General features: G+C 70.7%; 17 protein-coding genes. 9 read left to right on the forward strand and 8 right to left on the reverse strand.

Annotation, left to right across the window (positions count from 1 at the left end; translation table 11 throughout):
- Window positions 1-29: 29 nt before the first annotated feature.
- The gene (locus tag ABZW17_RS23685; protein WP_354817949.1) at window positions 30-683 is read right to left on the reverse strand and encodes a VC0807 family protein; all 654 of its coding nucleotides are present in this window, start codon (window positions 681-683) and stop codon (window positions 30-32) included.
- Between the two features lie 93 nt (window positions 684-776).
- A complete protein-coding gene (dusB, locus tag ABZW17_RS23690; RefSeq protein WP_354818124.1) occupies window positions 777-1958 on the reverse strand; it encodes a tRNA dihydrouridine synthase DusB in 1182 nt (393 codons plus the stop codon).
- Here dusB and ABZW17_RS23695 point away from each other — a divergent pair.
- Window positions 1924-5802 carry an ATP-binding protein gene (locus ABZW17_RS23695; protein WP_354817952.1) on the forward strand — a complete coding sequence of 1293 codons (3879 nt, stop codon included), beginning with the start codon at window positions 1924-1926 and terminating at the stop codon, window positions 5800-5802. The genes dusB and ABZW17_RS23695 overlap by 35 nt on opposite strands.
- Window positions 5774-9547 carry an NACHT and WD repeat domain-containing protein gene (locus ABZW17_RS23700; protein WP_354817955.1) on the forward strand — a complete coding sequence of 1258 codons (3774 nt, stop codon included), beginning with the start codon at window positions 5774-5776 and terminating at the stop codon, window positions 9545-9547. Before ABZW17_RS23695 ends, ABZW17_RS23700 begins: the two co-directional genes overlap by 29 nt.
- A 9-nt stretch (window positions 9548-9556) precedes the next feature.
- On the opposite strand, the gene ABZW17_RS23705 is transcribed toward ABZW17_RS23700, so the two are convergent.
- Window positions 9557-10378 (reverse strand): serine peptidase, encoded by an 822-nt coding sequence (locus tag ABZW17_RS23705; RefSeq protein WP_354817958.1) that lies wholly within the window; start codon window positions 10376-10378, stop codon window positions 9557-9559.
- Window positions 10379-10463: 85 nt separating this feature from the next.
- Between ABZW17_RS23705 and ABZW17_RS23710 the strand changes: the two genes are divergently transcribed.
- From ABZW17_RS23710 to ABZW17_RS23725, 4 genes are all read left to right on the forward strand, one after another.
- Window positions 10464-11429, forward strand: a complete 966-nt coding sequence (locus ABZW17_RS23710) for a Gfo/Idh/MocA family oxidoreductase (protein ID WP_354817961.1) — start codon at window positions 10464-10466, stop codon at window positions 11427-11429.
- Window positions 11430-11488: 59 nt separating this feature from the next.
- Window positions 11489-13300: a DUF2339 domain-containing protein gene (locus ABZW17_RS23715; RefSeq protein ID WP_354817963.1), complete on the forward strand. Its 1812-nt coding sequence runs from the start codon at window positions 11489-11491 to the stop codon at window positions 13298-13300.
- 68 nt (window positions 13301-13368) lie between these two features.
- The gene (locus ABZW17_RS23720; RefSeq protein ID WP_354817966.1) at window positions 13369-13758 is read left to right on the forward strand and encodes a TIGR03667 family PPOX class F420-dependent oxidoreductase; all 390 of its coding nucleotides are present in this window, start codon (window positions 13369-13371) and stop codon (window positions 13756-13758) included.
- 96 nt (window positions 13759-13854) lie between these two features.
- Window positions 13855-14337, forward strand: a complete 483-nt coding sequence (locus tag ABZW17_RS23725) for a DUF6328 family protein (RefSeq protein WP_354817969.1) — start codon at window positions 13855-13857, stop codon at window positions 14335-14337.
- On the opposite strand, the gene ABZW17_RS23730 is transcribed toward ABZW17_RS23725, so the two are convergent.
- On the reverse strand, window positions 14313-14705 hold the full coding sequence (locus tag ABZW17_RS23730) for a VOC family protein (protein ID WP_354817972.1): 393 nt from the start codon (window positions 14703-14705) through the stop codon (window positions 14313-14315). The two genes, ABZW17_RS23725 and ABZW17_RS23730, sit on opposite strands and share 25 nt — an antisense overlap.
- Window positions 14706-14784: 79 nt before the next feature.
- On the opposite strand from ABZW17_RS23730, the gene ABZW17_RS23735 reads away from it, so the two are divergent.
- Together ABZW17_RS23735 and helR are read left to right on the forward strand one after the other, a co-directional pair.
- The gene (locus ABZW17_RS23735) at window positions 14785-16602 is read left to right on the forward strand and encodes a LamG-like jellyroll fold domain-containing protein (protein ID WP_354817975.1); all 1818 of its coding nucleotides are present in this window, start codon (window positions 14785-14787) and stop codon (window positions 16600-16602) included.
- Window positions 16603-16703: 101 nt separating this feature from the next.
- Window positions 16704-18908 (forward strand): RNA polymerase recycling motor ATPase HelR, encoded by a 2205-nt coding sequence (helR, locus tag ABZW17_RS23740; protein WP_354817978.1) that lies wholly within the window; start codon window positions 16704-16706, stop codon window positions 18906-18908.
- Between the two features lie 44 nt (window positions 18909-18952).
- On the opposite strand, the gene ABZW17_RS23745 is transcribed toward helR, so the two are convergent.
- A complete protein-coding gene (locus tag ABZW17_RS23745) occupies window positions 18953-19429 on the reverse strand; it encodes an Lrp/AsnC family transcriptional regulator (RefSeq protein WP_033261695.1) in 477 nt (158 codons plus the stop codon).
- A 263-nt stretch (window positions 19430-19692) separates the two neighbouring features.
- Here ABZW17_RS23745 and ABZW17_RS23750 point away from each other — a divergent pair, with 263 nt between their 5' ends.
- Window positions 19693-21243 (forward strand): APC family permease, encoded by a 1551-nt coding sequence (locus tag ABZW17_RS23750; RefSeq protein WP_354817982.1) that lies wholly within the window; start codon window positions 19693-19695, stop codon window positions 21241-21243.
- On the opposite strand, the gene lysA is transcribed toward ABZW17_RS23750, so the two are convergent.
- The 3 genes from lysA to ABZW17_RS23765 form a co-directional block, all read right to left on the reverse strand.
- Window positions 21240-22583, reverse strand: a complete 1344-nt coding sequence (gene lysA / locus ABZW17_RS23755) for a diaminopimelate decarboxylase (RefSeq protein ID WP_354817985.1) — start codon at window positions 22581-22583, stop codon at window positions 21240-21242. The genes ABZW17_RS23750 and lysA overlap by 4 nt on opposite strands.
- 140 nt (window positions 22584-22723) lie before the next feature.
- Window positions 22724-23629, reverse strand: a complete 906-nt coding sequence (locus tag ABZW17_RS23760; protein WP_354817988.1) for a dihydrodipicolinate synthase family protein — start codon at window positions 23627-23629, stop codon at window positions 22724-22726.
- Window positions 23626-24330 (reverse strand): GntR family transcriptional regulator, encoded by a 705-nt coding sequence (locus ABZW17_RS23765; RefSeq protein ID WP_354818130.1) that lies wholly within the window; start codon window positions 24328-24330, stop codon window positions 23626-23628. The genes ABZW17_RS23760 and ABZW17_RS23765 overlap by 4 nt, the downstream gene beginning before the upstream one ends.
- Window positions 24331-24363: the final 33 nt, after the last annotated feature.

Genomic DNA, 24363 nt, shown 5'->3' on the forward strand with positions numbered 1-24363 from the left:
CACACCTGTACACCCAGCGTTGTCGCAGGTCAAGCGGCCACGAGGGTACGTTCCGCCGCTTCCGCGGCGATCATCTTGCCCGCCTGCTCGGCGACCTTCCCGGAGACGACCATGATCACCGCGAAGGAGCCGGCGAAGAGGACGGTGCTCAGCCAGACCATGGTCGAGACGGGCAGCGTGAACGCGCCGGCGATGCGGGCCGAACTCTCCAGTACGAAGCCGATGCCCCAGATCACACTGCAGCGCCGCAGGACGGCGTTGAACTTCCCGTTCCGGCCGAGCCGTTCCCACGCGGCTTCCCTCGCCGCGTTGCCGCGGGTGAGGAACGGGCGCATGGTCTTGGTCATGATCGGGGTCGCGGTGAAGGCCGAGGCGAGGATGACCAGGCCGGTGATGCCGCTGCCGAGCGAGTCCTTGGCGATCATCATCCGGGCGTCACCGGTGACGAAGGTGAGCAGCATGCCGACCACGTTCGTGACCAGGACGACGAGGGCGAGGCTGTTGAGCGTGCGCTCCTTGGCGAACTGGTGGAGGGTCCGGGCCAGCGGGAAGACGCCGGAGGCGGCGAGGGCGGTGAAGTCGCTCGCGCCGAGCGCGTGGAGGGCGTAGTAGGTGCCGATCGGGACCGCGATGTCGATCGCGAGGGTCTTGAGGAGGGCGTTTCCAGGCTGGTTCGTCGTCATGGGATGAGCTTGTCGCGGCGCTCGGTTGCGCGAGGATGCCGTCCGCCACGACTTCGGGCTGACAGATGTCACGGCCGCATGCCGGGCACGTCCTCAGCCGCCGGAGTGCATGTCTTCCGCTTCGGGGACGCAGTCGTCGTCCGGGTCGTCCAGCCAGCCGTGGGGCAGCGTGACCTTGCCCGGCGAGCCCTGACGTCCGCGGGGGCCGGTGGCGGCTTCGGGGAAGGGGGCGTCGTGGTCGAGCTGGGCGATCAGGTCGTCGAGCTGGTCCATCGACGACAGCATCGCGAAGCCGCGGCGGAGCTCGGAGCCGACCGGGAAACCCATCAGGTACCAGGCCATGTGCTTGCGGATGTCACGCATGGCCTTGTCGTGGCCGTCGTGCTCGATGAGGAGCTCGGTGTGACGGCGCAACACCGCGGCGACTTCGCCGAGGTTGGGCGGGGTCGGCAGCGGGCGTCCGGCGAAAGCCGCTTCGAGCTCGCCGAACAGCCAGGGCCGGCCGAGGCAGCCGCGGCCGACGACGACACCGTCGCAGCCGGTTTCGCCGACCATGCGCAGGGCGTCTTCGGCGGAGAAGATGTCACCGTTGCCGAGCACCGGAATGCTGGTCACGGCCTCTTTCAGGGCGGCGATCCTGGTCCAGTCGGCCTGCCCCGAGTAGCGCTGGGCGGCGGTCCGGGCGTGCAGGCTGACGGCGGCGGCCCCCTCGGCTTCGGCGATGCGGCCGGCGTCGAGGTAGGTGTGGTGGTCGTCGTCGATGCCGATGCGGAACTTCACGGTGAACGGCGTGTCCCCGGCGGCCTTGACGGACTCGCGCACGATGGCTTCGAACAGCTTGCGCTTGAACGGCAGCGCCGCCCCGCCGCCCTTGCGCGTCACCTTCGCGACGGGACAGCCGAAGTTGGAGTCGACGTGGTCGGCCAGCCCCTCGCCGACGATGATCCGGACGGCTTCGGCCATGGTCTTGGGGTCGACGCCGTAGAGCTGCATGGACCGGGGCTTTTCGTTCGCCCCGAAGGTCATCATGTGCATGGTCCCGGGGTGCCGTTCGACGACGGCGCGCGCGGTGATCATTTCGCAGACGTAGATACCGGCGCCGTACTCCTGGCACAGCTGCCGGAAGGCGACGTTGGTGATCCCGGCCATGGGGGCGAGCACGACCGGGGGATCGACCTGGTAGGGGCCGATCTTCAGGGCGGGCTTGCTGAGGGTGGCGGTCACGTCTCCATTGTCGCCTGTGGTGTCGATCACGTCGATCTGGGTCAGCTCCATCACCGATACCGCCTTGAGATCACCGCCCGACCCTGTAGCAAGTCGGCCGTGGATGGCGATATCCACCCCGTCTTCATCGGTGAGGGGGCAGGGAGTGGTCCAGCGGCGTGCGCTCTCGGTTGGTGTTGGATCATTCGACCACCACCATCCGCTCGACTACGCGCCCGACCTTTCGGAACAGCTCGGGCAGGAGTTGGCCGAACTCGGCTACGTGACGAGCGCTCGACAGGCACGAGCGCGGGTCGATGGCGACGACCTGGGGGCCATGGTCACGCGTGCGCTGGCCGACGGGGACGACGACGATCTGTCGATCGTGCACATCGTTTCGCATGGAGAGAGCGTCGCGGGCGAAGCAACGGTGTTCGCCATCGGCAGTGATGGCGCTCGGCACAGCGAAGCCAGTATCACGCACTGGCTGACCATGCGGCAAAGCGTGCCCGGGCCGACCACCCTGTTCCTGCTCGATCTGTGCGCGGCCGGTACCGCCGCCCGGTTGCCGTGGCAGACCCGGCTCACCGACGCGCCGCGGGGATGGGTCATCGCGGCGTGCGGCCCCCAGGAACTGGCCTTCGGCGGCCGGTTCACCCAGGCGGTCATCAACGTGCTGCGCGGTCTGCGCAGCGGGGAACTGGACATCGACCCCGGCACCGAGTATGTGCCGCTGACGACCATCGCACGGGCGATCCGGCAGGAGGTCAACCGGCTGGCCGTCTCGGCGGGCGCGATCCCGCAGCAGGTGACCGCCAGCCTCGTCGATCTCAGTTCCGATTACGAGCCGCGGTTCTTCCGCAACCCGGAATACGAGCCGAGCCCACGCCGGAGTTTCCGCGCGGAAGTGGATCCGGGTGTCGTTCCCTTCTTCGACGACCTCGACGAAGGCCTCGACGCACGGCACTTCGTCGAGCGGGCGACCGGCCTGGGCGGAATGCGGGAGACCGGCGCGACCATCGCTTGTTTCTCCGGTCGTGATGAAGAACTCCGCCGGATATCCCTGTGGCTGACCGATCACCGTGACGGACAGGCCCTCTATGTCGTGACCGGCAGCCCCGGGGCGGGCAAGTCCGCGCTCCTCGGTGTCCTGACCTGCGCGGCCAGCAGCCAGCTGCGCGCCGTGACCCAGCACATCTGGAGCCGGGTCGCCCAAGCGCCTGTGACGATCGACGGGCTGGCCGCCGTGCACGCCCGCCAGCGTGGTCTCGACGGCGTGGCCGGCTCGATCGCCCGCCAGCTCGGCGTTCCGGAGAGCCTGCCGGTCGGCGAACTGGTCGACGTGCTGCGCGACCGCTCGGCGGTGCTCGTGATCGACGCCCTCGACGAGGCCGATGACCCGGTGCGGATCATGAACGAGCTGCTCCTGCCTCTCGTGCAGCCGGGCAACCCGGTGCGACTGCTGGTCGGGGTGCGGGACTACGAGGATTTCCGCCCGTTGTTCGAGCAAGCCACCATGATCGATCTCGACCGAGTCGAACGGCACGTGCTCGAGAACGATCTGTTCAACTACGTGATCAACCTCCTCCGGGCCACGCCGCACTACCGGGCCAGTGGCGGTGTGTCCGGCGAGTTCGCTTCGGCCGTATCCGCCACCCTGGCTCAACCGGGCCAGACGGGTCCATTCCTCGTCGCCGGGTTGTACACGCGTCAGTTCGTGACTGGCGAGGCCGTCCACGACGCGGCCGAAGCAGCGCGGCTGGGGCACCAGGTGCCCCGTGATCCGGCGGGCGTGTTGGACCTCGACCTGGCACTGCACCAGGACGAGCCCTGGTTGCGGCCGGTCCTCACCGCGCTGGCGCACGCACGGGGTGCCGGGATGCCGATCTCGCTCCTGCGCCGGGTCGCTCCGGCGTTCGCGGAGTCACCTGTCCAGCCGAGCGTCGCCCAGGTTCGCGTCGCGCTGCGGCTGGCCAGCTTCTACCTGCGGCAGTCACTCGACACCGACCACAGCAACCTCTACCGGCTGTTCCACCAGGGACTGGCTGACGCGTTGGTCGCCGAGGGCTCGTTCACCGTCACGGCCTTCGAGGCGATGCTTTCGTCGCTCGGACCGGCCGACCGGCGAGACTGGAATGCTGCTGAGCCCTATCTGCTCCGGCACGTCGCTGACCATGCCGCCGATCTCGGGCTGGCCGACGAGCTGATCGCCGACCCCGGGCTGGTCCTGCACCCGGAGTTCGCCGGTGAGCACGGATTCGGCGCCGTGACAAGTGCGGCCGAGCTCGCCCTCGCCGCGACGCGGCGGGGCATGCCGGCGCTGGCGGCGCGTGCGGCCGAGATCGCCGGGCTCGGCTGGTGGCCGTGCTGGTCGATGGGGTCCGAGACCACGCCCGGCCGACGCGTTCGCAAAGGGGCCGCAACGTTGTCGTATCCCGGCAAACGCGTGACGCTGGTCGGCCAGGACGGGCTGCGCGAATGGGAGTGGCCGGCCAACCAGAAGCCCGTCTACCTGGGAACGGAACCCCTCGCCGGACACCTCGTCACGACCGTTGCCGCCGACGGCTCCTTCGCGATGGCGAGGGACAACGAAGTCGTGGTGGTCGGGGGCGGCCCGCTCAACATGGTTGCGCCATTCACGTCGGACGTGCTCGCGCTCGCCAGGGCAAATCCCTCCGGCTATCTCTGCGTGACCGCCGACGGAATGGTGCGGGCGATCGCGGAAGACGGCACCGCGACGAACCTCCAAGACACCCGGCACCACAGCACCTCCTGGGCACTGGGCGCGAGACGGGGAGATCCGACCGCCGTCGCCGTGGACCCGGAGGGCCAGCTGGTGTTCTTCGAACATGGGCAGGTCTGGAAGAACCTCTATCCCGTTCCCGGGCGAGTGAGCTGCTTCGGGGTCAGCGCCGACGGTGACCTCGTTGCGGCCGGTGCGGCCGATGGGTGGGTCGGCCTAGTTGATCGGCGGCGCTTCGCGACGTGGAACTACGAGCACAAGTTCGATCAACGGGTGACCGCAGTCGCTGTCGGCCTTCTGTCCTACGTGCTTCTGTCCTATGTGCTCGCAGTGGGACTGGAGAACGGCCGCGTTGTCGTGATCTCGGCCGACACCAGGCAAGAGTTGGTCGTGGCGAAACCGGCGGCCGCGGAAATCGTGGACATCAGCGTCAGCGCCGAAGGTCGGTGTGTGGCACTCGATGCGAATGGGATCCTGCACTACATAGCCGCAGAGCGCACGGGCACACTGGAGATACCGCACACGCCGGCGCCGCAGCCGATGACGGACCAGCGGTCGCCGCTCCTCGCAGTGGCGGGCAACGGACGGGACGGCATCTTCGTCGCCACGGAGGACCAGGTTCTCCACATCGATCCGCGGACAGGTGCCATGGTCGCGGGCATTCCGGTGGGAGCGGTGACGACGGAGCTCGTCCTAACCGAGCTGGAACAGGAGCAGGTCCTGCTGGTCCGGACCGGCGGAGGCGACTTCCTCTGGCGCCAGAACTCCGGACTGAGCCGTGTCCTGGCACGGGAATGGGTGCTCGATCAGCTGCGGCACCAGACCGCTCCGTGCGAGGCGCAGCTTGGCGACCGCATCGTCACGGTTGTGCGGAAGGGCAACCGGGTGGTGGTGTCCGAACCCGGGTGGGAGGACACAGTCGTCGGGTTCCACCAAGGCCTCTCCGCTGTGCACTGTGCCCGGCTGGCTGGTCGCGCGGTGGTGTTCAGCGGGGGCAGCGACGGCGTGGTGCGGATCTGGGACGTGGAGCGGGCGGCCCTCCTGGATTCGGTGCCGGTCGGCCGGTCCGTCCAGCGGATCTTCACCACCCGGGGGGCGGACCCCCTTCTCGTCGCGGCCGGTGGTGAGCTGATCGCGTTCCGGAATGCCGTCGTGGCGGCGACCGATGGATGACCCGCGGCAGGAAGGAGCACGATTGAACCAGCTCCGGGTGCTGGCCATCGGCGTCGCCGACTTCGACGACCACCCACGGCTCGCCTACGCCCCCGACTTGGCGCTGACCTTGGCCGACGAGCTGAAGCAGCTGGGCTACGTTCCCCAGGCCCTACCGGACTCGAGCCACTTGACCAGCGAACGAATAGGCGCGCTCGTCAAGCAGGTACTCGCGGACGGTGCCGCCGGGGACCTGACCGTCATCCACCTGAGCACCCACGGCCGCGGGACCGACGGCGATGCCACGGTCTTCGCGCTCGGGAGCGACGGGGTGACCCACGCGGACAGCAGCATCGCGCACTGGCTGACGATGTGCGAGAACGTCGATGGGCCGACCACCCTGTTCCTGCTCGACCTCTGCGACGCCGGGATCGTCGCCCGCCTGCCATGGCAAGGCAGGCTCGAGTCCGCGCAGCGGAGCTGGGTCATCGCCGCCTGCGGTGTGCACGAGCGGGCCTACGGCGGGCGCTTCAGCCAGGCGGTGGTCAACGTGCTGCGGGCCTTGCGGACCGGGGAACTCGACATCGGACCCAGCGTGGAGCACGTGCCCCTGCGCACGGTGGCCCGCGCGATCAGGCAGGAGGTCAACCGGCTTTCCCTGGCGGCGAACGCGATTCCGCAGACGGTGACCGCCAGCCTGGTCGACCTCAGCTCCGCAGCCGAACCGCCGTTCTTCCCCAATCCGGCCTACCTGCCCGACCGGCGGGTGCAGATGCGCGCTTCGGTGGACGAAGGCGTACTGCCGTTCCTGGACGACCTCAAGGAAGGTCTCGATGCCCGGCACTTCGTCGAGCGGGCCAGCGGGCTCGGTGGCTTGCTGGAGATGGGCGCGTCGATCGGCTGTTTCTCCGGCCGGGCCCGTGAGCTGCGCCGGATCTCGCCGTGGCTCAGCGGGCACGCCGATCCGTCGCCGTTGTGCGTCGTCACGGGGAGCCCCGGCTCCGGCAAGTCGGCTCTGCTGGGCATCCTGGTGTGCGCGGCGAGCACGAAGCTCCGATCGGCGACGCAGCACATCTGGAACCAGGTCGCCCAGGCGCCGGTGACGATCTCCGGGCTGGTGGCGGTACACGCACGGCAGCGTGGCGTCGACGGGATCGCGGCGTCGGTCATCCGCCAGTTGGGCCTGCCGGAAAACCTGCCGATCGCCGAACTCGTCACAACGCTGCGGTCCCGCGCCGCGGTCCTGGTCATCGACGCACTGGACGAGGCGAACGACCCGGCCCGGATCATGAACGAGTTGCTGCTGCCGCTGGTGGAACCGGGGGAACCGGTCCGGCTGCTGGTCGGTGTTCGCAACTACGCCGATTTCGCGCCGCTCTTCGCGCGTGCCACCACGGTCGACCTCGACCAGGTGAAACAGCAGGTGCTGGAGAACGACCTCTTCGACTACGTGCAGGGGTTGCTGCGCGCGACCCCGAACTACCGGGGCAAGCACAGCGTTTCCGCCGAGTTCGCGGGCGCGGTCTCGGCCGCGCTCGCGGTGCCGGGCCAGTCGGGTCCGTTCCTGGTGGCCGGGCTCTACACCCGCTACTTCGTCACCAGGGATCAGACCGACGACACGACGGCTGCGGCCGCCATCGGCCGCCGGGTGCCACGCGACCTGGCCGGGGTGCTCGAACTCGACCTCGAGCTCCACCGCGACAACCCGTGGCTGCGCCCGGTCCTGACCGTGCTCGCGCACGCCAGGGGCGCCGGGGTGCCCGTTTCCATCCTGCGGCGGCTGGCTCCGGTGTTCGGCGGCGCGGCCGGTGCGCCGGGAGCGGCGGAGATCCGGACGGCGTTGCACACCGGTAGCTTCTACATCCGGCAGTCCGTCGACGTCGACCACAGCAACCTCTACCGCCTGTTCCACCAGGGTCTCGCGGACACGCTCGGGACGGCCGCGCCGTTCGGAGAACGCGCACTCGACGCCTTGCTTTCGTCTCTCGGTCCGCCGGCTGCCCGCGACTGGGACGCGGCCGAGCCGTACCTGTTCCGGCACCTGCTCGAGCACGCCGGGGACGGTGCCGCGGTCGCGGAACTGCTGTCGGACCCGGGGCTCGTCCTCAACGAGCGGTTCACCGGCGTGAGCCCGTTCGGTGCCATCGGCGGTCCGGCCGAGCTGGCCATGGCCGCGGCCCGCGCCGGCTTGCCGGCCTTGGCGTTGCGCGCGGCGAAGCTCGCCGGGCTGCGGTGGCGGCCCAAGTGGATCATCGGTGCGGTCCGGGAACCGTCGACGGTGTCCGGGGTACTGATGACCGACCTGGCGGCGGTGGCGATCTCCGAGGGCGGGCATCGTATCGCCGGGATCGGTGCGAAGGGTCTGTACGAATGGGAATGGTCGAACGAACTCGTGCCCACCTTGGTCGACCTGGAGCCTCGAGTGACGGGAACCAGTCTGTCGAGGCCCACATTGATCGGCGAGATCGCGGTAGCTTCCCCGGGCGGGCTGGCGGTTCGCCGGAGTCCGGGGGGAACTTTCGTCTTGACGAGGAAGATGGTTTCCAGGGTGTTCCGCCAGCCGTCAGGTCGCTACTTGTGCGTGGGTGATGATTCGATATTCGGCGTCTCCGGCCGTGGTGATATCGAGACGCTCTGCGACCTCACCGTCGGGCACGGCGAGGTTCGGATCGGGGCTTACGGCGATTTGGTGGTTGGGGTGTCGCGCAGCCCGAAGGGTCTACTGGTTTACGACATGTCGAGAAGCGCCTTCGTGCCAGTTGAGCCGGATGCCTCGATCTCGTGTTTCGACGTGTCGGAGGATGGCCGCTTCCTGGTCGTCGGAACACTGGACGGCGAAGTTGCGGTGATGGCCTCGACGAACGCCGGAGAGTGGGCGCCCGTCAAAGTGGCCGACGTCGAACTGTCGGCAATTGCGTTTTCCCCGTCGGCTCAATGTGGCGCGGTAGGCACGGTCGACGGCCGGATCATCGGGTGGCGTGAAAGCCAGGTGGTCATTCGATGCGCGCCGTCGAAGTCCGCCATCACCTCGATCTCGCTGAGTGATGACCTGCGCGGTGTGGCCCTGGATGCGGACGGCATCGCCTACCATTTCTTCGAAGACTCGTTGCGCGATCGGCCGGCCGGGCCCGCCCATGCGGCCAACGGCGATCATGACGTGGTCAAGGCGTCGGTCACCGCCGTCGAGGTCGATCCGGCCGACCGGATCTTCCTGGCCTATTCGGACGGTCACGTCTCCTGGATGTCTCCCGGCGGAGAACGGCTGCTGGTGCGCATCGACCCAGCGGTCGGCGAGCTCAAGCACGTAGTCGTGGCCGGCCAGAGTTTCGTGGTGGCGCGCGCCGGCCACCACGGGCACTTCGTGGGCACCAACTACGACCCGGTTCCGCTTTCCCGGCTCGGCTTCGTGTCGTGGTCGAACGAGCGGTCCGGGCTGGAAGATCGGATCGTGGTGGGTTCCCAGCTCGTCACGGTCGTCGGACGTGGCAACCAGCTGGTCACCGTGAGCCAGTACGACTCCGAACCGGAGAACCTGGGGCAGCACGAAGGGCTCACCGCGTTGCGGTGCGTCTATTGCTGGGGTACGGCCGTGGTGGTCAGCGGCGGTCACGACGGCGTCGTGCGGTTCTGGAGCCTCGCGGGTCGCCTGCTCCTGGAGTCGTCGTTCGTCGGCTCGCCGGTCCGGCGCATCCTTCTGCACGACGGCGGGAAACGGATCCTGGTGCTGACGACCGGTGAACTGATCTGCTTCGAATGCGCCGACTGACGGCCGCGCTCACCGCGTGCGCAGGTGCTTGCCGACGATGGATCGGACCTCGGACGTCGCCAGGTACCGCCTCGCCGCGTGTGTGAATCCCACCCCCGCCGGTGCGGAGAAGTCTTCGACGTCGGTGAAATGGTCTTTCAGCCGAGGCGGGATGGCGACCATATCGGCCGGGTCGGCGACGTTCACCCAGCGTCCGACGCCCGGGGGCCGGCCGCCCTTGCCGTCGACGGGGGCCGGCTGCAGCAACGGGTGGATGCGATCGGGGAAGCCGAGTGGTGAGCCGATCGTCACCAGGAGCTCCACCTGCAGCGCCGGGTAGCTCCACAGCGTCTCGTAGGTCACCACCGAACCCAGGGAATGGGCGATGACGACCCGCGGCCGGTGGAGGCTGATCGCCGTTGCCACTTCGGTGCGCACTGCCTGCCGCCTCGCCGGGTTGAGGGGGTCGAAGTAACACACCACTTCGCCGAGAAACGCGGCCAGAAACCGGTCGGCGACGTCCCGGTCGACGCCGTACCGCTGGACCCACCACGCCGCCAGTTGCCGGATCGGGGCCAGAGCGCGGCCGTGGTCCGGTTCGCCGGCGAGGGCGATCGCCTGCATCCAGCACGCCAGCAGCTCCGCGGGAGCTCCGGCGAACGCCTTGTCCAACAGTTCGAGATCGTCGTCACCGTGGTGGTCCAGGGACAGGTGGTGGGCGTAGTACGCCACCTCGAGAGACTTGACGCCCAACGCTGCCGACCAGTCGCGTTGGAGAGCCGCGGCGCGGTCGGCGGGAAGCACCGACCGCCAGTTGCCGACGCCGTGCACTCCGAGAACTTCGGCGCTCATCCCGGCGGATCCCCTCACTGCGGCGGTCGGCGATACCGCTGGAAGTCGCCCATCCGATCGGCGTCGTTACGCCTAGGCTCGGCGTATGACGAACGCGCCGCTTCGCTGGGGAATCATGGGCACCGGCGGCATCGCCGCCGCCTTCGCCGAGGACCTCGAACTCACCGACTCCGGCGTTGTCGCCGCGGTCGGTTCACGGACCGCCGAAAGCGCCGGGCGGTTCGCCGATGATCACCGCGTCGAAACCCGCCACAGCAGCTACGAAGCCCTCGCGAACGATCCCGATGTCGACGTCGTCTACGTCGCCACTCCGCATCCGATGCACCACGGCAACGCGCGGCTCGCGCTCGAAGCCGGGAAACCCGTGCTCGTCGAAAAGCCGTTCACGATGAACGCGAACGAGGCGAGGGACCTCGTCGACCTCGCGCGCGGCCGCGACCTCTTCCTCATGGAAGCCATGTGGACGCGCTTCCTGCCGCACGTCCGGCACGTCCGTGAGCTGCTGCCGGACCTCGGCACCGTTGTCACCGTCGCCGCCGATCATGGGCAGTGGTTTGCCGAAGATCCGGCCTTTCGGCTCTTCGCGCCGGAACTCGGTGGGGGTGCGCTGCTCGACCTGGGGATCTATCCCGTCTCCTTCGCGTCGATGGTGCTCGGGGCGCCCGAGCGCGTTGCCGCCATGGCCACGGCCGCCTTCACCGGGGTCGACGCGCAGATGTCGATGCTGCTCGGCTACGCGAGTGGGGCGCAGGCCGTCCTCACCTGCACCTTGAGCGCCGTTTCGCCGACCACCGCGTCGATCGTCGGCACCGAAGGGCGCATCGAGATCGACGGGCCCTTCTACGCACCCGCCTCCTTCACCTTCATCCCGCGCGAGGGCGAACGGCGTCGCTTCGAATACGTCGATGAGGGGCGTGGCCTGCGGTTCCAGGCCGACGAGGTGGCGCTGCGGCTGGCCGCCGGGGAGACCGGGAGCCCGCTCATGCCGCTGGACGAAACCGTCTCGATCATGACGACCATGGACCGGGTGCTGGCCGCGACCAGGACGTGACCGCGGATTGAGTAGTGCTACGGATCCGCAGGTCGGCGCGGTGCGTGACCCTGTCCGGTATGACCACCGACGCAGATGTGCTCCTCCGGCTCGCCGGCGAGATCGACGACCTGGGGCGTCGTCTCGCCCTGGTGGGTTCCGAACTGCGGACCGTCAAGGACGGCCGGCCCGAACCGGCGGCACGACCCGAGCCGCCGCAACCCCAGCCCCACCCGCAGCCTCCGCCGCCGATGCGGCCCGAGTCGGTCCCGTGGCCGCAGTACCAGTGGCAACCGCCACCGCCGCCTCAGCAGCACGTTCCGCCGCCGTACGTTCCGCGGCCCTACCTGCCGCCCGCCCCGCGGCCGACGCTGGGGGAAAAGCTCGGCAAGGAAGGCGCCGGCAGCCGCGTGCTCGCCTGGGTCGGCGGGGCCGTCACCCTCCTCGGCGTCGTCCTGCTGCTGGTGCTGGCCGTGCAGCGGGGCTGGCTCGGGCCGCTGCCGCGGGTGCTCGTCGGGGCCGGGTTCGGGCTGGCGCTGACCGGTACCGGCGTGTGGCTGCACCGCAAGCCCGCCGGCCGCACCGGTGCCTTCGCGCTCGCCGCCACCGGTATCGCCACCCTCTACCTGGACGCCGTCGCCGCGACCACGCTGTACGGGTTCCTGCCGGTGCTCGCCGGGCTCGGCGCCGGGCTGGTGGTCGCCGTCGGCGGCCTGCTGGTCGCCGTGCGCTGGGAGTCGCCGCTGCTGGCCTCCGCCGTTGTCGTCGGCTGTGTCGTGTGCGCGCCGATGATCGTTCGCGGGTTCACCCCCGAACTGGTCACCTTCCTGCTGATGGTGCAGCTCGCGACGGCGCCGGTGCAGCTGCGCAGCGACTGGTCGTCGCTGACGCTCGCCGCCGGTGTCCCGCCGCTGCTCGCCTCCGTGATCAGCACCGCCGTGCCGGGCGGGGGCGGCAGCTGGGCCAACACCGCCGCGGCGGGCGGCGCCGGGGTCGTCGGCGTGGCGCTCGCCCTGATCGTGCTGCGCCGCCGCGAGAACGACCCCGGGGCGCTGTCCCTGCTGGCGACCGCCGTGCTGCCGACGCTCCTCGCGGCCGTGCCGCTGCCGAAGGCGCAGGCCGTGCCGATCACGGCCGGCGCGGGCGTCCTCCTGCTCGCCGTCTGGGCGGCGCGCCGCTGGTGGCCCGGGTTCGCCGGTCAGGTCGCCGGGCTGGCCGGCCTGCTGGCGGTCCTGCAGGCGACGGTCACCCAGTTCGACGGCCCGGCGCGCGCCGGGGTGCTGCTCGGCGAGGCACTGCTGCTGGTCGTGGCCGCGGCCGGCGGCCGCAACCGCGGTGCGCTCGCCGCCGCGCTGGGGTTCGCGTCGATCGGCGGCCTGCTCGGGGTGGTCTTCGACGTCACGCCCGCGCTGCTGATCCTGCCCCGCAGCCGTTCGGTCGCGGAGCTGGCCGGCGCCCTCGCGGTCGCCCTGCTGATCCTCGCCGTGTCGGTCGCGCTGCCGTGGGCCGCGGTCCGGCTGGGCGTGTTCCGCGGGCCGGCCGACGACCTGCCGATCTGGCTGCTCGCCGGGGTTTCGGCGCTGTACGGCGCCGCCGGGGTCGTGCTCTGCGGCGCGCTGCTGGCCGTCCCCGGCCGGACCGGGTTCCTGCTGGGGCACGCGCTCATCACGGTGTCCTGGACGGTCGCGGCGCTCGTGCTGCTGCTGCGCGGGATCGACGTCGCCGCGCTGCGCGTGACCGGGCTGGTCCTGGTCGGCGCCGCGGTGCTCAAGCTGGTGCTGTTCGACCTGTCGGCGCTGGACGGCCTGGCCAGGGTGGGCGCGTTCCTCGGCGCCGGCCTGGTGCTGCTGGCGGCCGGGACGCGGTACGCGCGGCGGGTCGCGTCACGTTAAGTGCGGGAAGAAATTGCCGGTCCCCCGTGGTTACCTGGACCACAACCCGACGACCAGGGGGGACCGGCATGGCCACACCGAAGCTCAGCGACCGCGCGGACGAGAAGATCGCCTGGCTGACCACCGTCACGCCGAAGGGCCGGCCCGCGCCCCGGCCCGTGTGGTTCGTCCTCGAGGGCGACGACATCGTGCTGTTCAGCGAGCCCGGCACCGCGAAGCTCCGGCACATCGAGGCGAACCCGGACGTCAGCTTCCACCTCAACAGCGACGTGCACGGCGGCTCGGTCCTCGTCGTGACCGGAACGGCGCACGTGGAGGCGGGCAAGGCGTCCGAGGCGCCGGGGTACGTCGACAAGTACGGCTCGCACTACGCGGGGATCGGCTTGACCGCGGACGGGTTCGACACGAAGTACTCCGTCCGCATCCGCGTGGTGCCCGACCGCACCTGGGGGTTCTGAACCGGTCCACTTCGGACCGTCGCGGCGCCGGGGTTCGTGGGAAAGTCACGGATTTCCCGGCGGGTGGAGGGTCCGGCACCCGGATAGGGTGCCGGTGTGTCCGAGCACACCGGCGAGACCCACAACGAGCAGCTCACCCGCAACATCGGTGAGCTGCTGCAGGAGCTGCGGGTGGCCCAGGCCGGGGTGCAGATCCTCTTCGGCTTCCTGCTGTCGGTCGTGTTCACCGACCGGTTCCACGACGCCAGCGGGTTCGAGAAGGCGCTGCACCTGTCCGCGGTGGCGCTCGCCGTCGCGGCGACGGCCCTGCTGACCGCGCCCGCGGCGTGGCACCGGCTGCTGTTCCGCACCGGCAGCCGGGAGCGGATCCTGACCGTCGGCAACCGGCTCGTGCTGGTCGGGCTGGTCTGCCTGGCGCTGGCGATCACGTCGACCGTCGCGCTGATCGCCAAGGTCGTCTACGGCGGGATCGCCATGGGCGTGATGGCCGTGCTCTGCCTGCTGATCTTCGGGATCCTCTGGTTCGTCATGCCGTTCCGGCTGAACCCCCGCGATCAGCCGACCGGGCCGCCCAAGTAGAGCGTGTCCTCCTGGACGAAGCAGAGCGGGTTGCCGAAGGGGTCGTCGGCGTAGAACGAGCGTTCGCCCCAGAACTGGGTCTCGATGGCGTCGTCCACCCAGCGCGGCGCGGCGGCGCGCACCCGCTCGAACGTCTCCTCGACGTCTTCGACCGCGAGGTAGACGATCCGCGGGTCCCGCTGCGGCCGCGGCTCGCGGTGCTCGGGCGGCGCCTCGACGCAGGCGAGCACCACGCCGCCGCAGGTGAAGTAGTGCCGGTTGACCGCGACGCGTTCGCCGGGGTCGCCGAAGACGGCGGCGTAGAAGGTGACGGCGACGCCGATGTCGTCGACGGGCTGGATCAACCGGAACACCCGCGGGCCGCTCATGCGGGCACAGTACCGCTGTTCATCCGGTGTTCGGCAGCAGTTGCCGGGGCGGTCGGAAGCCGCCCGTAGCTTCCCGCCCGTGACTGACACTTCTCGCCGGACCTTCCTCCTCGGCGCCCCGGCCGTCGCCGCCGCGGCGACCCTGCCGAACGTCCTCGGCGCGCCCGCCGCCCAAGCCACCGGCCGGCACCGCCCGGACGCCGAAGATCCGCGTTTCACGCTCGTGGTCATGCCGGACACGCAGTACCTGTTCGACGAGGACCGCGGTGACGCGGCCCCGCTGGACGCCTCGCTGCGGTACGTCCTCGAAGAGCAGGCCGACAACGTTGTCTTCCTCGCCCACCTCGGCGATCTCACCCAGAACGGCCGGGCGGACGAGTTCGCCAGGATCAGCCGGTCGTTCCAGGCCCTCGACCGCCACCGGTTCCCGTACAGCACGCTGGCGGGCAACCACGACATCGACGGCTCGAAGGACGACCAGCGCGGCCCCTCGCCGTACCTCGACGCGTTCGGCCCGCAGCGCCAGCGCACCTCGCCGACGTTCAAGGGCGCGTCCAAGGACGGCTACAACACCTTCCACATCTTCCGCGGCGGCGGCCGCGAGTGGCTGCTCCTGGCCCTCGACTGGCGACCCTCCGCCGGTGGCCTGAACTGGGCGAAGCAGGTCCTCGCGCAGCACCCGACGCTGCCGGCGATCCTCACCATCCACGAGCTCGTCTGGGCCGACGACGACCACCAGGCCCAGTTCTCGACGTTCGGCGAGCACGTCTGGCAGGAGCTCGTCCAGGGCAACGACCAGATCTTCCTCACCCTCAACGGCCACTACTGGCCGACCGGGCGCACCGTCCGCAAGAACGCCGCCGGGCACGACGTCCACGTCCACATCGCCAACTACCAGGACCGCTACTACGGCGGCAGCGCGATGGTCCGGCTCTACCAGTTCGACCTCGCCCGCGGTGTGATCGACGTCCGGACGCTCTCGCCGTGGCTGGCCGCGCAGGACCACCTCAGCGAGATGCAGCAGCAGGAGGTCGAGCGCAGCGGCGCGGCCGACTACTTCAGCCTGGAGATCGACTTCGCCGAGCGGTTCAAGGGCTTCGCGCCGGCGCCGGTCCCGCCCGCCCGGCCGGCGAAGCAGCTGCTGATCCCCGGCACCGTCGCCTACTGGCGCTTCGAAGGCGGTCAGGACGGCAAGGCCGTGCCGGACGACGTCGTCGTGCGCGACCAGACCGGCCGCGGCAACGACCTCAAGCGCGTCACCGCGCCCGGCAGCGGCCCGGACGCGCTGAAGTACTCGAGCGAGTTCTCGCCGCGGCAGCCGTCGCGGGCGAGCCTGCGGTTCGACGGCCAGCGTGATCCGAGCCGCGGCGCGTACCTGCGCACGGTCGACGCGGCGCCGATCAACAAGCTCAAGTTCGAACGCGGCTACACCGTAGAGGCGTTCTTCTGGCTGCCCGCGAACTTCAAGGACGGCCACCACGGCTGGTGCGGCCTGTTCGCCCGGCAGGGCAGCGGCGCGGCCGCCGGCAAGACCGGCGACGACCCGCAGGAGTCCGCGGCCACACTGTCCCTTTCGGACGGTGGCGAGCTCCAGTGGGCGGTGTACCCGCTCAACCAGGACCGGACGTCGACGAACTGGGGCCACGAGCTGCCGGTGGAGAAGTGGTGGCACGTCGCCGTGGTCAACGACGGCCGGCGCACGATCGTCTACGTCGACGGCTGCCCGGTGGTCCGGAACCCGGCCACGCCCGCCGTCGGGCTCGCCGATCCGGGCGGGCCGTGGCTGGTCGGGGCGTCGTCCTACGGCGGGAAGGTGGACCGCAGTTTCGCGGGGCTGCTGGGTGACGTGCGGGTGGCCGACCGGCCGCTGAACCCGCGCGAATTCATGCTGGGCTGAGGCCCTTGACAGCGGGTGGACAATAAAAAATCGGCGTGCTCTCCGTGAACAATGGGAGCGATCGCCGAACCTGATATGAGTCTAACCGCTGTGAGGGGAACTTGTCAAACCACGGGTACGACGAGGAATTGCGGGAAGAACGGGCCTACGTCGCCGCGCTCTACGAGCGGCTCGACCGCGAGCGCGCGGCGGCGCAGGCCCGGTACCACGGCGCACTCGGGCAAACCGACGTGACGCCGGGGGAACGGGAGACCGACGTCCGCTGCCGGTCGCGGGAGGCGGCCCGGCTGGACGTCGCCGACAACGGGCTTTGTTTCGGCCGGTTGGACGCCCTTTCGGGCGAAACCGGCTACATCGGGCGGCTCGGGTTGTTCGACGCGGAAAACGACTACGAACCGTTCCTGCTGGATTGGCGGGCGCCGGCGGCGCGGCCGTTCTACGTCGCCACGGCGGCGCGGCCGGAAAACATGCGCCGCCGCCGTCAGTTCCACACGATGGGGCGTCGCGTCCTCGATTTCACCGACGAGGTGCTGGGCCGTCCCGGAGACACCGAACGCGGGGACGCGGCCCTGCTCGCGGCGGTCAACGCGCCTCGCGGCGACGGCATGCGGGACATCGTCGCGACGATCCAGGCCGAGCAGGACGAGATCATCCGCCTCGGCCACGCGGGGGTGCTGGTCGTCGAAGGCGGTCCCGGCACCGGCAAGACGGCCGTGGCCCTGCACCGGGTGGCGTACCTGCTCTACACGCGGCGGGAGCGGATGTCGCGCAGCGGCGTGCTCGTGGTCGGGCCGAGCCCGCTGTTCCTCGACCACATCGGCCGCGTGCTGCCGTCGCTCGGCGAGTCGGACGTCGTCTTCCGGACCACCGGTGACCTCGTCCCCGGTCTGCACGTCACGGCCGAGGACCCGCCGGAGGTGGCGCGGCTCAAGGGGGCTCTGACGATCCTCGACGTGCTGGTGGCCGCGGTCGCCGACCGCCAGGAGGTGCCCGGGGAGCCGGTGCCGATCGACCTGGGTGACGTCGTCGTGGCGCTCGACGCCGACCTCGTGGGCCAGGCCCGGCTCGAAGCGCGTGACACCGGGCTGCCGCACAACGAAGCCCGCGCGGTCTTCCGCGAGCACGTCGTGGCGCTCGTCGCCGAACGGGTGGTGGCGAAGATCGGCGAAGGCTGGCTCACCACGGCGGACCGCCTCCTGTGGGCCGACCTGCGGGCCGACGTCCTCGACGAGCTCGCGGAACACGAAGCATTCGGTGCCGCACTCGACGAGCTGTGGCCGTACCTGACACCGGAAACGCTGCTGGCGCCGCTGTACGAGTCTCCGCGTCGCCTCGAGGCCGCCGGGGCCGATCCGGTGCTGTTCCGCGCGGACGGCTCGGCCTGGACGGTGTCGGACGTCCCGCTGCTCGACGAACTGGTCGACCTGCTCGGCCGCGACGACGTCGAGGAACGCGCCGCCGCGCGCCGGCGAGCGGAGGCGGAGGCCGAGTACGCCTCCGGTGTCATGGAGCTGATGAAGCTGGACGCCGAGGAGCTCGACGAGGACGTCCAGCTGGTCGCCGAGGACCTGCTCGACGCCGGGGACCTGGCCGGGCGATTCGCCGAGCGCGACCCGCGTGACCTCGCCGAACGGGCGGCCGCCGACCGGGACTGGACGTACGGGCACGTCGTCGTCGACGAGGCCCAGGAACTGTCCGAAATGGACTGGCGGGGGCTGGTGCGGCGGTGCCCCAGCCGGTCGTTCACGATCGTCGGCGACCTCGCGCAGCGCCGGTCCGCGGCCGGGGCGAGGGACTGGGCGTCGATGCTGACGCCGTACGCCGGGGACCGCTGGCTGTACCGCGAACTGACCGTGAACTACCGCACCCCGGCGGAGATCATGGCCGTCGCGGGGGCGGTGCTGGCCCGGTTCGCGCCGTCCGCGCGGCCGCCGGAACCGGTGCGCGCGTGCGGCGTCCGGCCGTGGTCCAGACGAGTGACGGACGACGAACTGCCGGGCGCCATCGAGGACTTCGTCCGTGACGAGGCCGGTCGCGAAGGCACCAGCGTGGTGATCGGCCCGCCGGGGGTCCCGGGAACGATCCCGCCGTCGGCCGCCAAGGGGCTGGAGTTCGACGCCGTCCTCGTCGTCGAGCCCGCGCGCATCCTGGCCGCGGGCCCGCGGGGCGCGGCCGAGCTCTACGTCGCGCTCACGCGCGCCACGCAGCGCCTCGGGGTGCTGCACCGGGATCCGCTCCCGGCGGAGCTGACCGGCCTCGCCGAGACCGGCGTTCCGGCGCGGGCGGGACACCGGCGGTTCCTGTAGCGGACCGCGGGGGTGGCGGGTGCAGGCCCGTCATCCCCGCACCGCTACGCCGTGAGCCGGCCCCAGGAATAGTCCTGCTTGGCCAGCTTCAGGTACACGAACAGCTCGGTCCCGGACACGCCCGGGATCTTGCGCACCTCGTCGCCGAGCACTTCGAGCATGTGGTCGTCGTCCCGGCAGACGAGTTCGGCCAGCAGGTCGTAGCGCCCGGCGCACAACACGACGTAGTGCACGTTCTCGAGCTCGGACAGCTTGTCCGCGACGTCGCGGGGATCAGCGCCGTCGACGTTGATGCCGACCATGGCCTGCCGCGTCAGGTCCACGTTGGCGGGATCGGTCACCGCGACGATCTGCATCAGGTCGTCACGCAGCAGCCGCTGCACGCGCTGGCGGACTGCTCCCTCCGAAAGCCCGACCGCCTTGGCGAGCGCGGTGAACGAGGCGCGGCCGTCCTGTTGGAGCAGGGCGATCAACGATCTGTCCGTATTGTCCAGCGCGCGCGCACGTGTTTCGTCACCCATGCCGTCCCTCCCTGTGTTTCGGCATGTGATTTGTCAAGTGCGCAGCGTATCGAGCGTGGGCGAGAAAGCGAGCCCTCAGCGTCAGCTTCGCGTGATTCGGCGTGCACGCGACCGTCAGCCGAGGAATCGGTGGCGGGGGACGAAACTCACGAGCTTTTCCGAGGCGGTTTTGTGCGCCCGCGCACAGCGGGACGCGCATACCGCACCGCGGCAGGTACCGTCTGGCGGCTTTGTCGTACCAGCAGCTCCAGGAGGACCGATCGATGTCGGAGGCCGTGGCACTCGGCGCCGCCCCCGCCGTACCCGCTGTACCTGCGAAGGGACTGCGCGGCGGCGCGCTCGGCATGGTGTCGTCGATGGTCATCGGGATGTCGTCGACCGCGCCGGCGTACTCCATCGCGGCCACGCTCGGGCTGATCGTCTTGGCGGGCACCGGGTTCAAGGCGGCCGCGTTCGTGCTGCTCTCCTTCGTGCCGGTGCTGTTCGTCGCCTTCGCCTTCCGCGAGCTGAACACCGCGGAACCCGACTGCGGCACCAACTTCACCTGGGCGGCGCGCGCGTTCGGCCCGCACGCCGGGTGGTTCACCGGCTGGGTCGTCACGGTCGCGCAGCTGCTGGTGATGAGCAGCCAGTCCGCGCTCACCGGCCGCTACACGCTGCTGCTGTTCGGCGCCTCGGACGCGGCGGGCAACCGGTGGGTGACGACGGCGATCGGCGCCGCCTGGCTCCTGGCGCTGTGCTGGCTCTGCCACCGCGGCATCGAAGTCTCCGCACGGGCGCAGTGGATCCTGCTCGGCGTCGAGCTCGCCGTCCTGGTGCTCTTCTCGGCCGTCGCGCTGGTCCGCGTCTTCGACGGCACGGCCGGGCCGCAGGCGTCGCTGCCGCGGCTGGACTGGCTGTGGCCGGGCGGGGTCTCGGCCGGCACCGCGGTTTCGGCGGTCCTGCTGGCCGTGTTCATCTACTGGGGCTGGGAAAGCTCGCTGTCGGTCAACGAAGAGTCGGCCGACCCGCGTCACGCGCCGGGCCGTGCCGCGGTGCTTTCGACGGTGCTGCTGGTGCTGAACTACCTGCTCGTGACGGTCGCCGCGCTGGCCTTCGCCGGGGTCGGCGAGACCGGGATCGGCCTGGCGAACGCGGCCAACTCCGAAGACGTCCTGGCCGGCCTCGGCAGCGCGGTGTTCGGCGACGGCGCGACCGGCAAGGTCCTGGGCGTGCTGCTGGTCGTCTCCGTCCTGACCAGCGGCGCGGCCACGAGCCAGGCGACGATCATGCCGGCGGCGCGCACGACGTTGTCGATGGCCAGCCACGGCGCTCTGCCGCGCGTTTTCGGGCGGGTGCACCCGCGGTTCCGGACGCCGACCGTGGCGACCTGGGCGTTCGGGCTGGTCTCGCTGGCCGTGTACGTGCTTCTGGCGCTGATCAGCGACAACGTGCTGGCCGACTCCGTCGACGCGGTGGGCCTGACCATCGCGATCGAGTACACGATGACTGCGCTGGCCTGCGTCTGGGTGTTCCGCCGGACGCTGTTCGCGAGCGTGCGCAACTTCGTGCTGCGCGGGCTGCTGCCGTTCACCGGCGGCCTGTTCTTCCTGGCGGTGCTGGTGTTCGCGCTGATCGAGTACGCCCGGCCAGACGCCGGCGAGACGACCGTGTTCGGCATCGGCGGCGTCGCGGTGATCGGCGTGGTGTCGATCGTGCTCGGCGTGCCGCTGATGTTCGCGGTGCACCGGGTGTGCCGTGACTTCTTCGCCGGGCGCCGCCTGCCGCGCGGGTTCGTGCCGCGCGGCGGCGAAACGATCAGTACCCAGGCCTAGCCTAAATCACGCCGGCTGAGGTCCTCCTCGGTTTCGCGGCGCACCAGCAGCGTCGCGACCCCGTCCCGGACGCCGACCAGCGGCGGGCGGCCGATCTGGTTGTAGTTCGACGCCAGCGAGTGGTGGTAGGCGCCGGTGCACGGCACGGCCAGCAGGTCGCCGGCGTGCAGGTCGGCGGGCAGGCTGAGGCCGTCGGCGAGGATGTCGCCCGCTTCGCAGTGCCGGCCGACCACAGTCATCGGGACGCGCTGCGCTTTCGACCGCCGTCCCACCAGGCGCGTGGTGTAGCGGGCGCCGTAGAGCGACGGCCGCGCGTTGTCGCTCATCCCGCCGTCGACGGCGACGAAGGTGCGGCTGCCGCGCTTGACCGCGCAGACGCGGTACACCGTGATCCCGGCCGGCCCGACGATCGCCCGGCCGGGCTCGATCGTCAGGCGCGGCACCGGGAAGCCGTGCGCCGCGCACTCGTAGGCCAGCGCCACGCGCAGGCGACGCGAGTAGCCGCCGAGGTCGAACGCGGGCTCGCCGCCGGCGTACGGGACCGCCTGCCCGCCGCCGAGGTCGAGCTCCCGCAGCGTGACGCCGTGGACGTCACGGATCCGGGCGAGCACCTCGGCCATCCGCCGCGCGGCCGCCTCGTACCGGTCGACCCTGGTCACCTGCGAGCCGATGTGGCAGTGCAGGCCCTGGAGGCGCAACCCGGGTTGCCGCTTCACCGCTTCGACGGCGGCGTCGACGTTGTCGGGTACGCCGTCGAGGAGCGAGAAGCCGAACTTCTGGCCTTCGGCGCCGGTGCTGATGGCTGCGTGCGCGCCGGCCGCGACACCCGGCGTCACCCGGATCATCACCTGCTGAGCGCCGTGGGCGAGCGCGCCGAGCTGCTCGATCTCGTCGAGCGAGTCGACGACGATCCTTCGCACGCCGTAGCCGAGCGCGGCCTTCAGGTCTTCGGGCGTCTTCGCGTTGCCGTGCAGCAACATGCGTTCGGCGGGGAAGCCGACCGAGCGTGCGACGGCGATCTCACCGGCGGAGCAGGTGTCGAGCGACAACCCTTCTTCGGCGACCCAACGCAGGACAGCGCGTGTACACAGCGCCTTGCTGGCGTACGCGACTTCGACGTCAGGCAGCGCTTCGCGGTACTCGCGGGCGGTGTCACGGACCTGCTGTTCGTCGATGAAGTAGGACGGCGTCCCGAAGCGGGCGGCGAGGTGGCTGACCGGCGCGCCGGCGAAGAGCAGCTCGCCGTCTTCGCCGAGTCGGGTGCTTCGCGGCCAGACTCCTGGCTCGAGGTGATCGGCGGCTTCGCAGCCGAGGCTGGGAAGAAGCTCGCTGAGCGTCACGGGTGCCTCCGGGCATCACGGCGGATCGGACCCCGTCAGGACACCCCCGCCGGCGCGCCCGAAGATCACCCGTGAATGCCGTCCTGACGGATTCCGGGCGCCCGCTGACAGTTTGTTAACGCGCCAGTAACTTGCGTCACCTAGGACAGCCCCCACGACGACAGCAGCCCGAAGAGCTGCTCCCGTTCGGGCCCGGTCAGCAGCCGGCTCGGGGGCCGCACGTCCGGGCGGCACAGGCCCAGCTGGCCCAGCGCGTCCTTGACCACGCTGACGTTGTTCGCGTTGCCGTTCGCGGCCCGGAGCTCCTCGAACGGCCGGATCCGCTCCCAGACCGCCATCGCCGCCGGATAGTCCCCTGTGGACAGTGCGCGGAACATCTCCAGGGAGATCGCCGGGTCGACGTTCACCAGGCCGGAGGTGAACCCGGTGGCGCCGACGGCGAAGTAGCCCGGCGCCGAGAGTTCCGCCAGGCCGGCGATCCACACGAACCGGCCGAAGCCCGCGTCCCGGGCGACCGAGCCGAACCGCACCGGGTCCGGCACCGCGTACTTCACGCCGATCACGTTCGGGGCCGCCTCGCCGAGCGCGCCCAGCTGCTCGCCGGTGATCGCCGGGTTGCGGACGTACAGCACCACCCCGAGTTCCGGGACCGCCGCGGCGATCGCCGCGTGGTAGTCGACCCAGCCGTCGCCCGAGACGTACGGGTGGACCGGCTGGTGGATCATGATCATGTCCGCACCGGCGTCGCGGGCGTGCGCCGCGGCCCGCGTCGCCGAGGCGACGTCGTGGCCGATCCCGGCCAGCACGCTCGCCCGGCCCGCCGCCGCCTCGACGGTGACTTCCAGGCACTGCCGCGCTTCCGCCGTGTCGAGCGCGTAGAACTCGCCGGTGTTGCCGTTCGGCGTCACGATCTCGATGCCGCCGGTGATCAGCCGGTCCACCAGCTTCGCGTACGTCTGGCCGTCGACGGCGCCCTCGGCGTCGAACGGCGTGACCGGGATGGCCACCACCCCGGACAGCCGCCGCCTCTGCTCCTCGAACGTCATCGGGCCCCCTTCGGATCGCCGGTCTCGGTGGTGCGGTCGCCGGGCAGCTCGAAGGCGACCCGGTCGATGAAATCGGTGATGTGCTTGCGCAGCAGGTGTTCGGTCTGCCGGGCGTTGCCGCTCTCGGCGGCGTTCAGGATCGCCCGGTGCTCGGCCGCTTCGCCCTGCCAGGTCGGGCTGATGCCCCAGCCGGTGACGGTGATCAGCGCGGCCTGGTCGCGCAGCCCATCCAGGACCTGGACCAGCAGCGGGTTGCCGCACCCGGCGTAGAGCGCGCGGTGGAACAGGCGGTTGGCCAGGCTGGCCTTCGCGCGGTCGGACGCGGCCGTGCCGGTCTCGACGCCCGCCAGCACCTGCCGCGCGGGGCCGAAGTCCGCGCCGCGCTCGACAGCGCGTCGGACGGCTTCGGGCTCGAGCAGCGCGCGCAGGTCGTACACCGCATACGCGCTTTCGGCGTCCATGACCCGGACCGCCGCCCCCTTGTACGTGCTCATCGTGACCAAACCGGAACCGGCCAGGATCCGCAGGGCCTCGCGCACCGGCGTCTTCGACACCCCGAGCAGGGCGCCGACCTCGGCTTCGACGAGCGTTTCGCCCGGCCCGAACTCGCCGCTCAAGATCGCTTCCTTGATCGCGTCACGCACAAAATCCGTCCGCGAGACGGGCGGCGGCGGCCTCCGGGCCGAAGAAGTGCTCGCCACTGGCATGTCCGATCTGATATACGATGCGACATA

Source organism: Amycolatopsis sp. NPDC004625, assembly GCF_040609695.1.
Taxonomy (GTDB): Bacteria; Actinomycetota; Actinomycetes; order Mycobacteriales; family Pseudonocardiaceae; genus Amycolatopsis.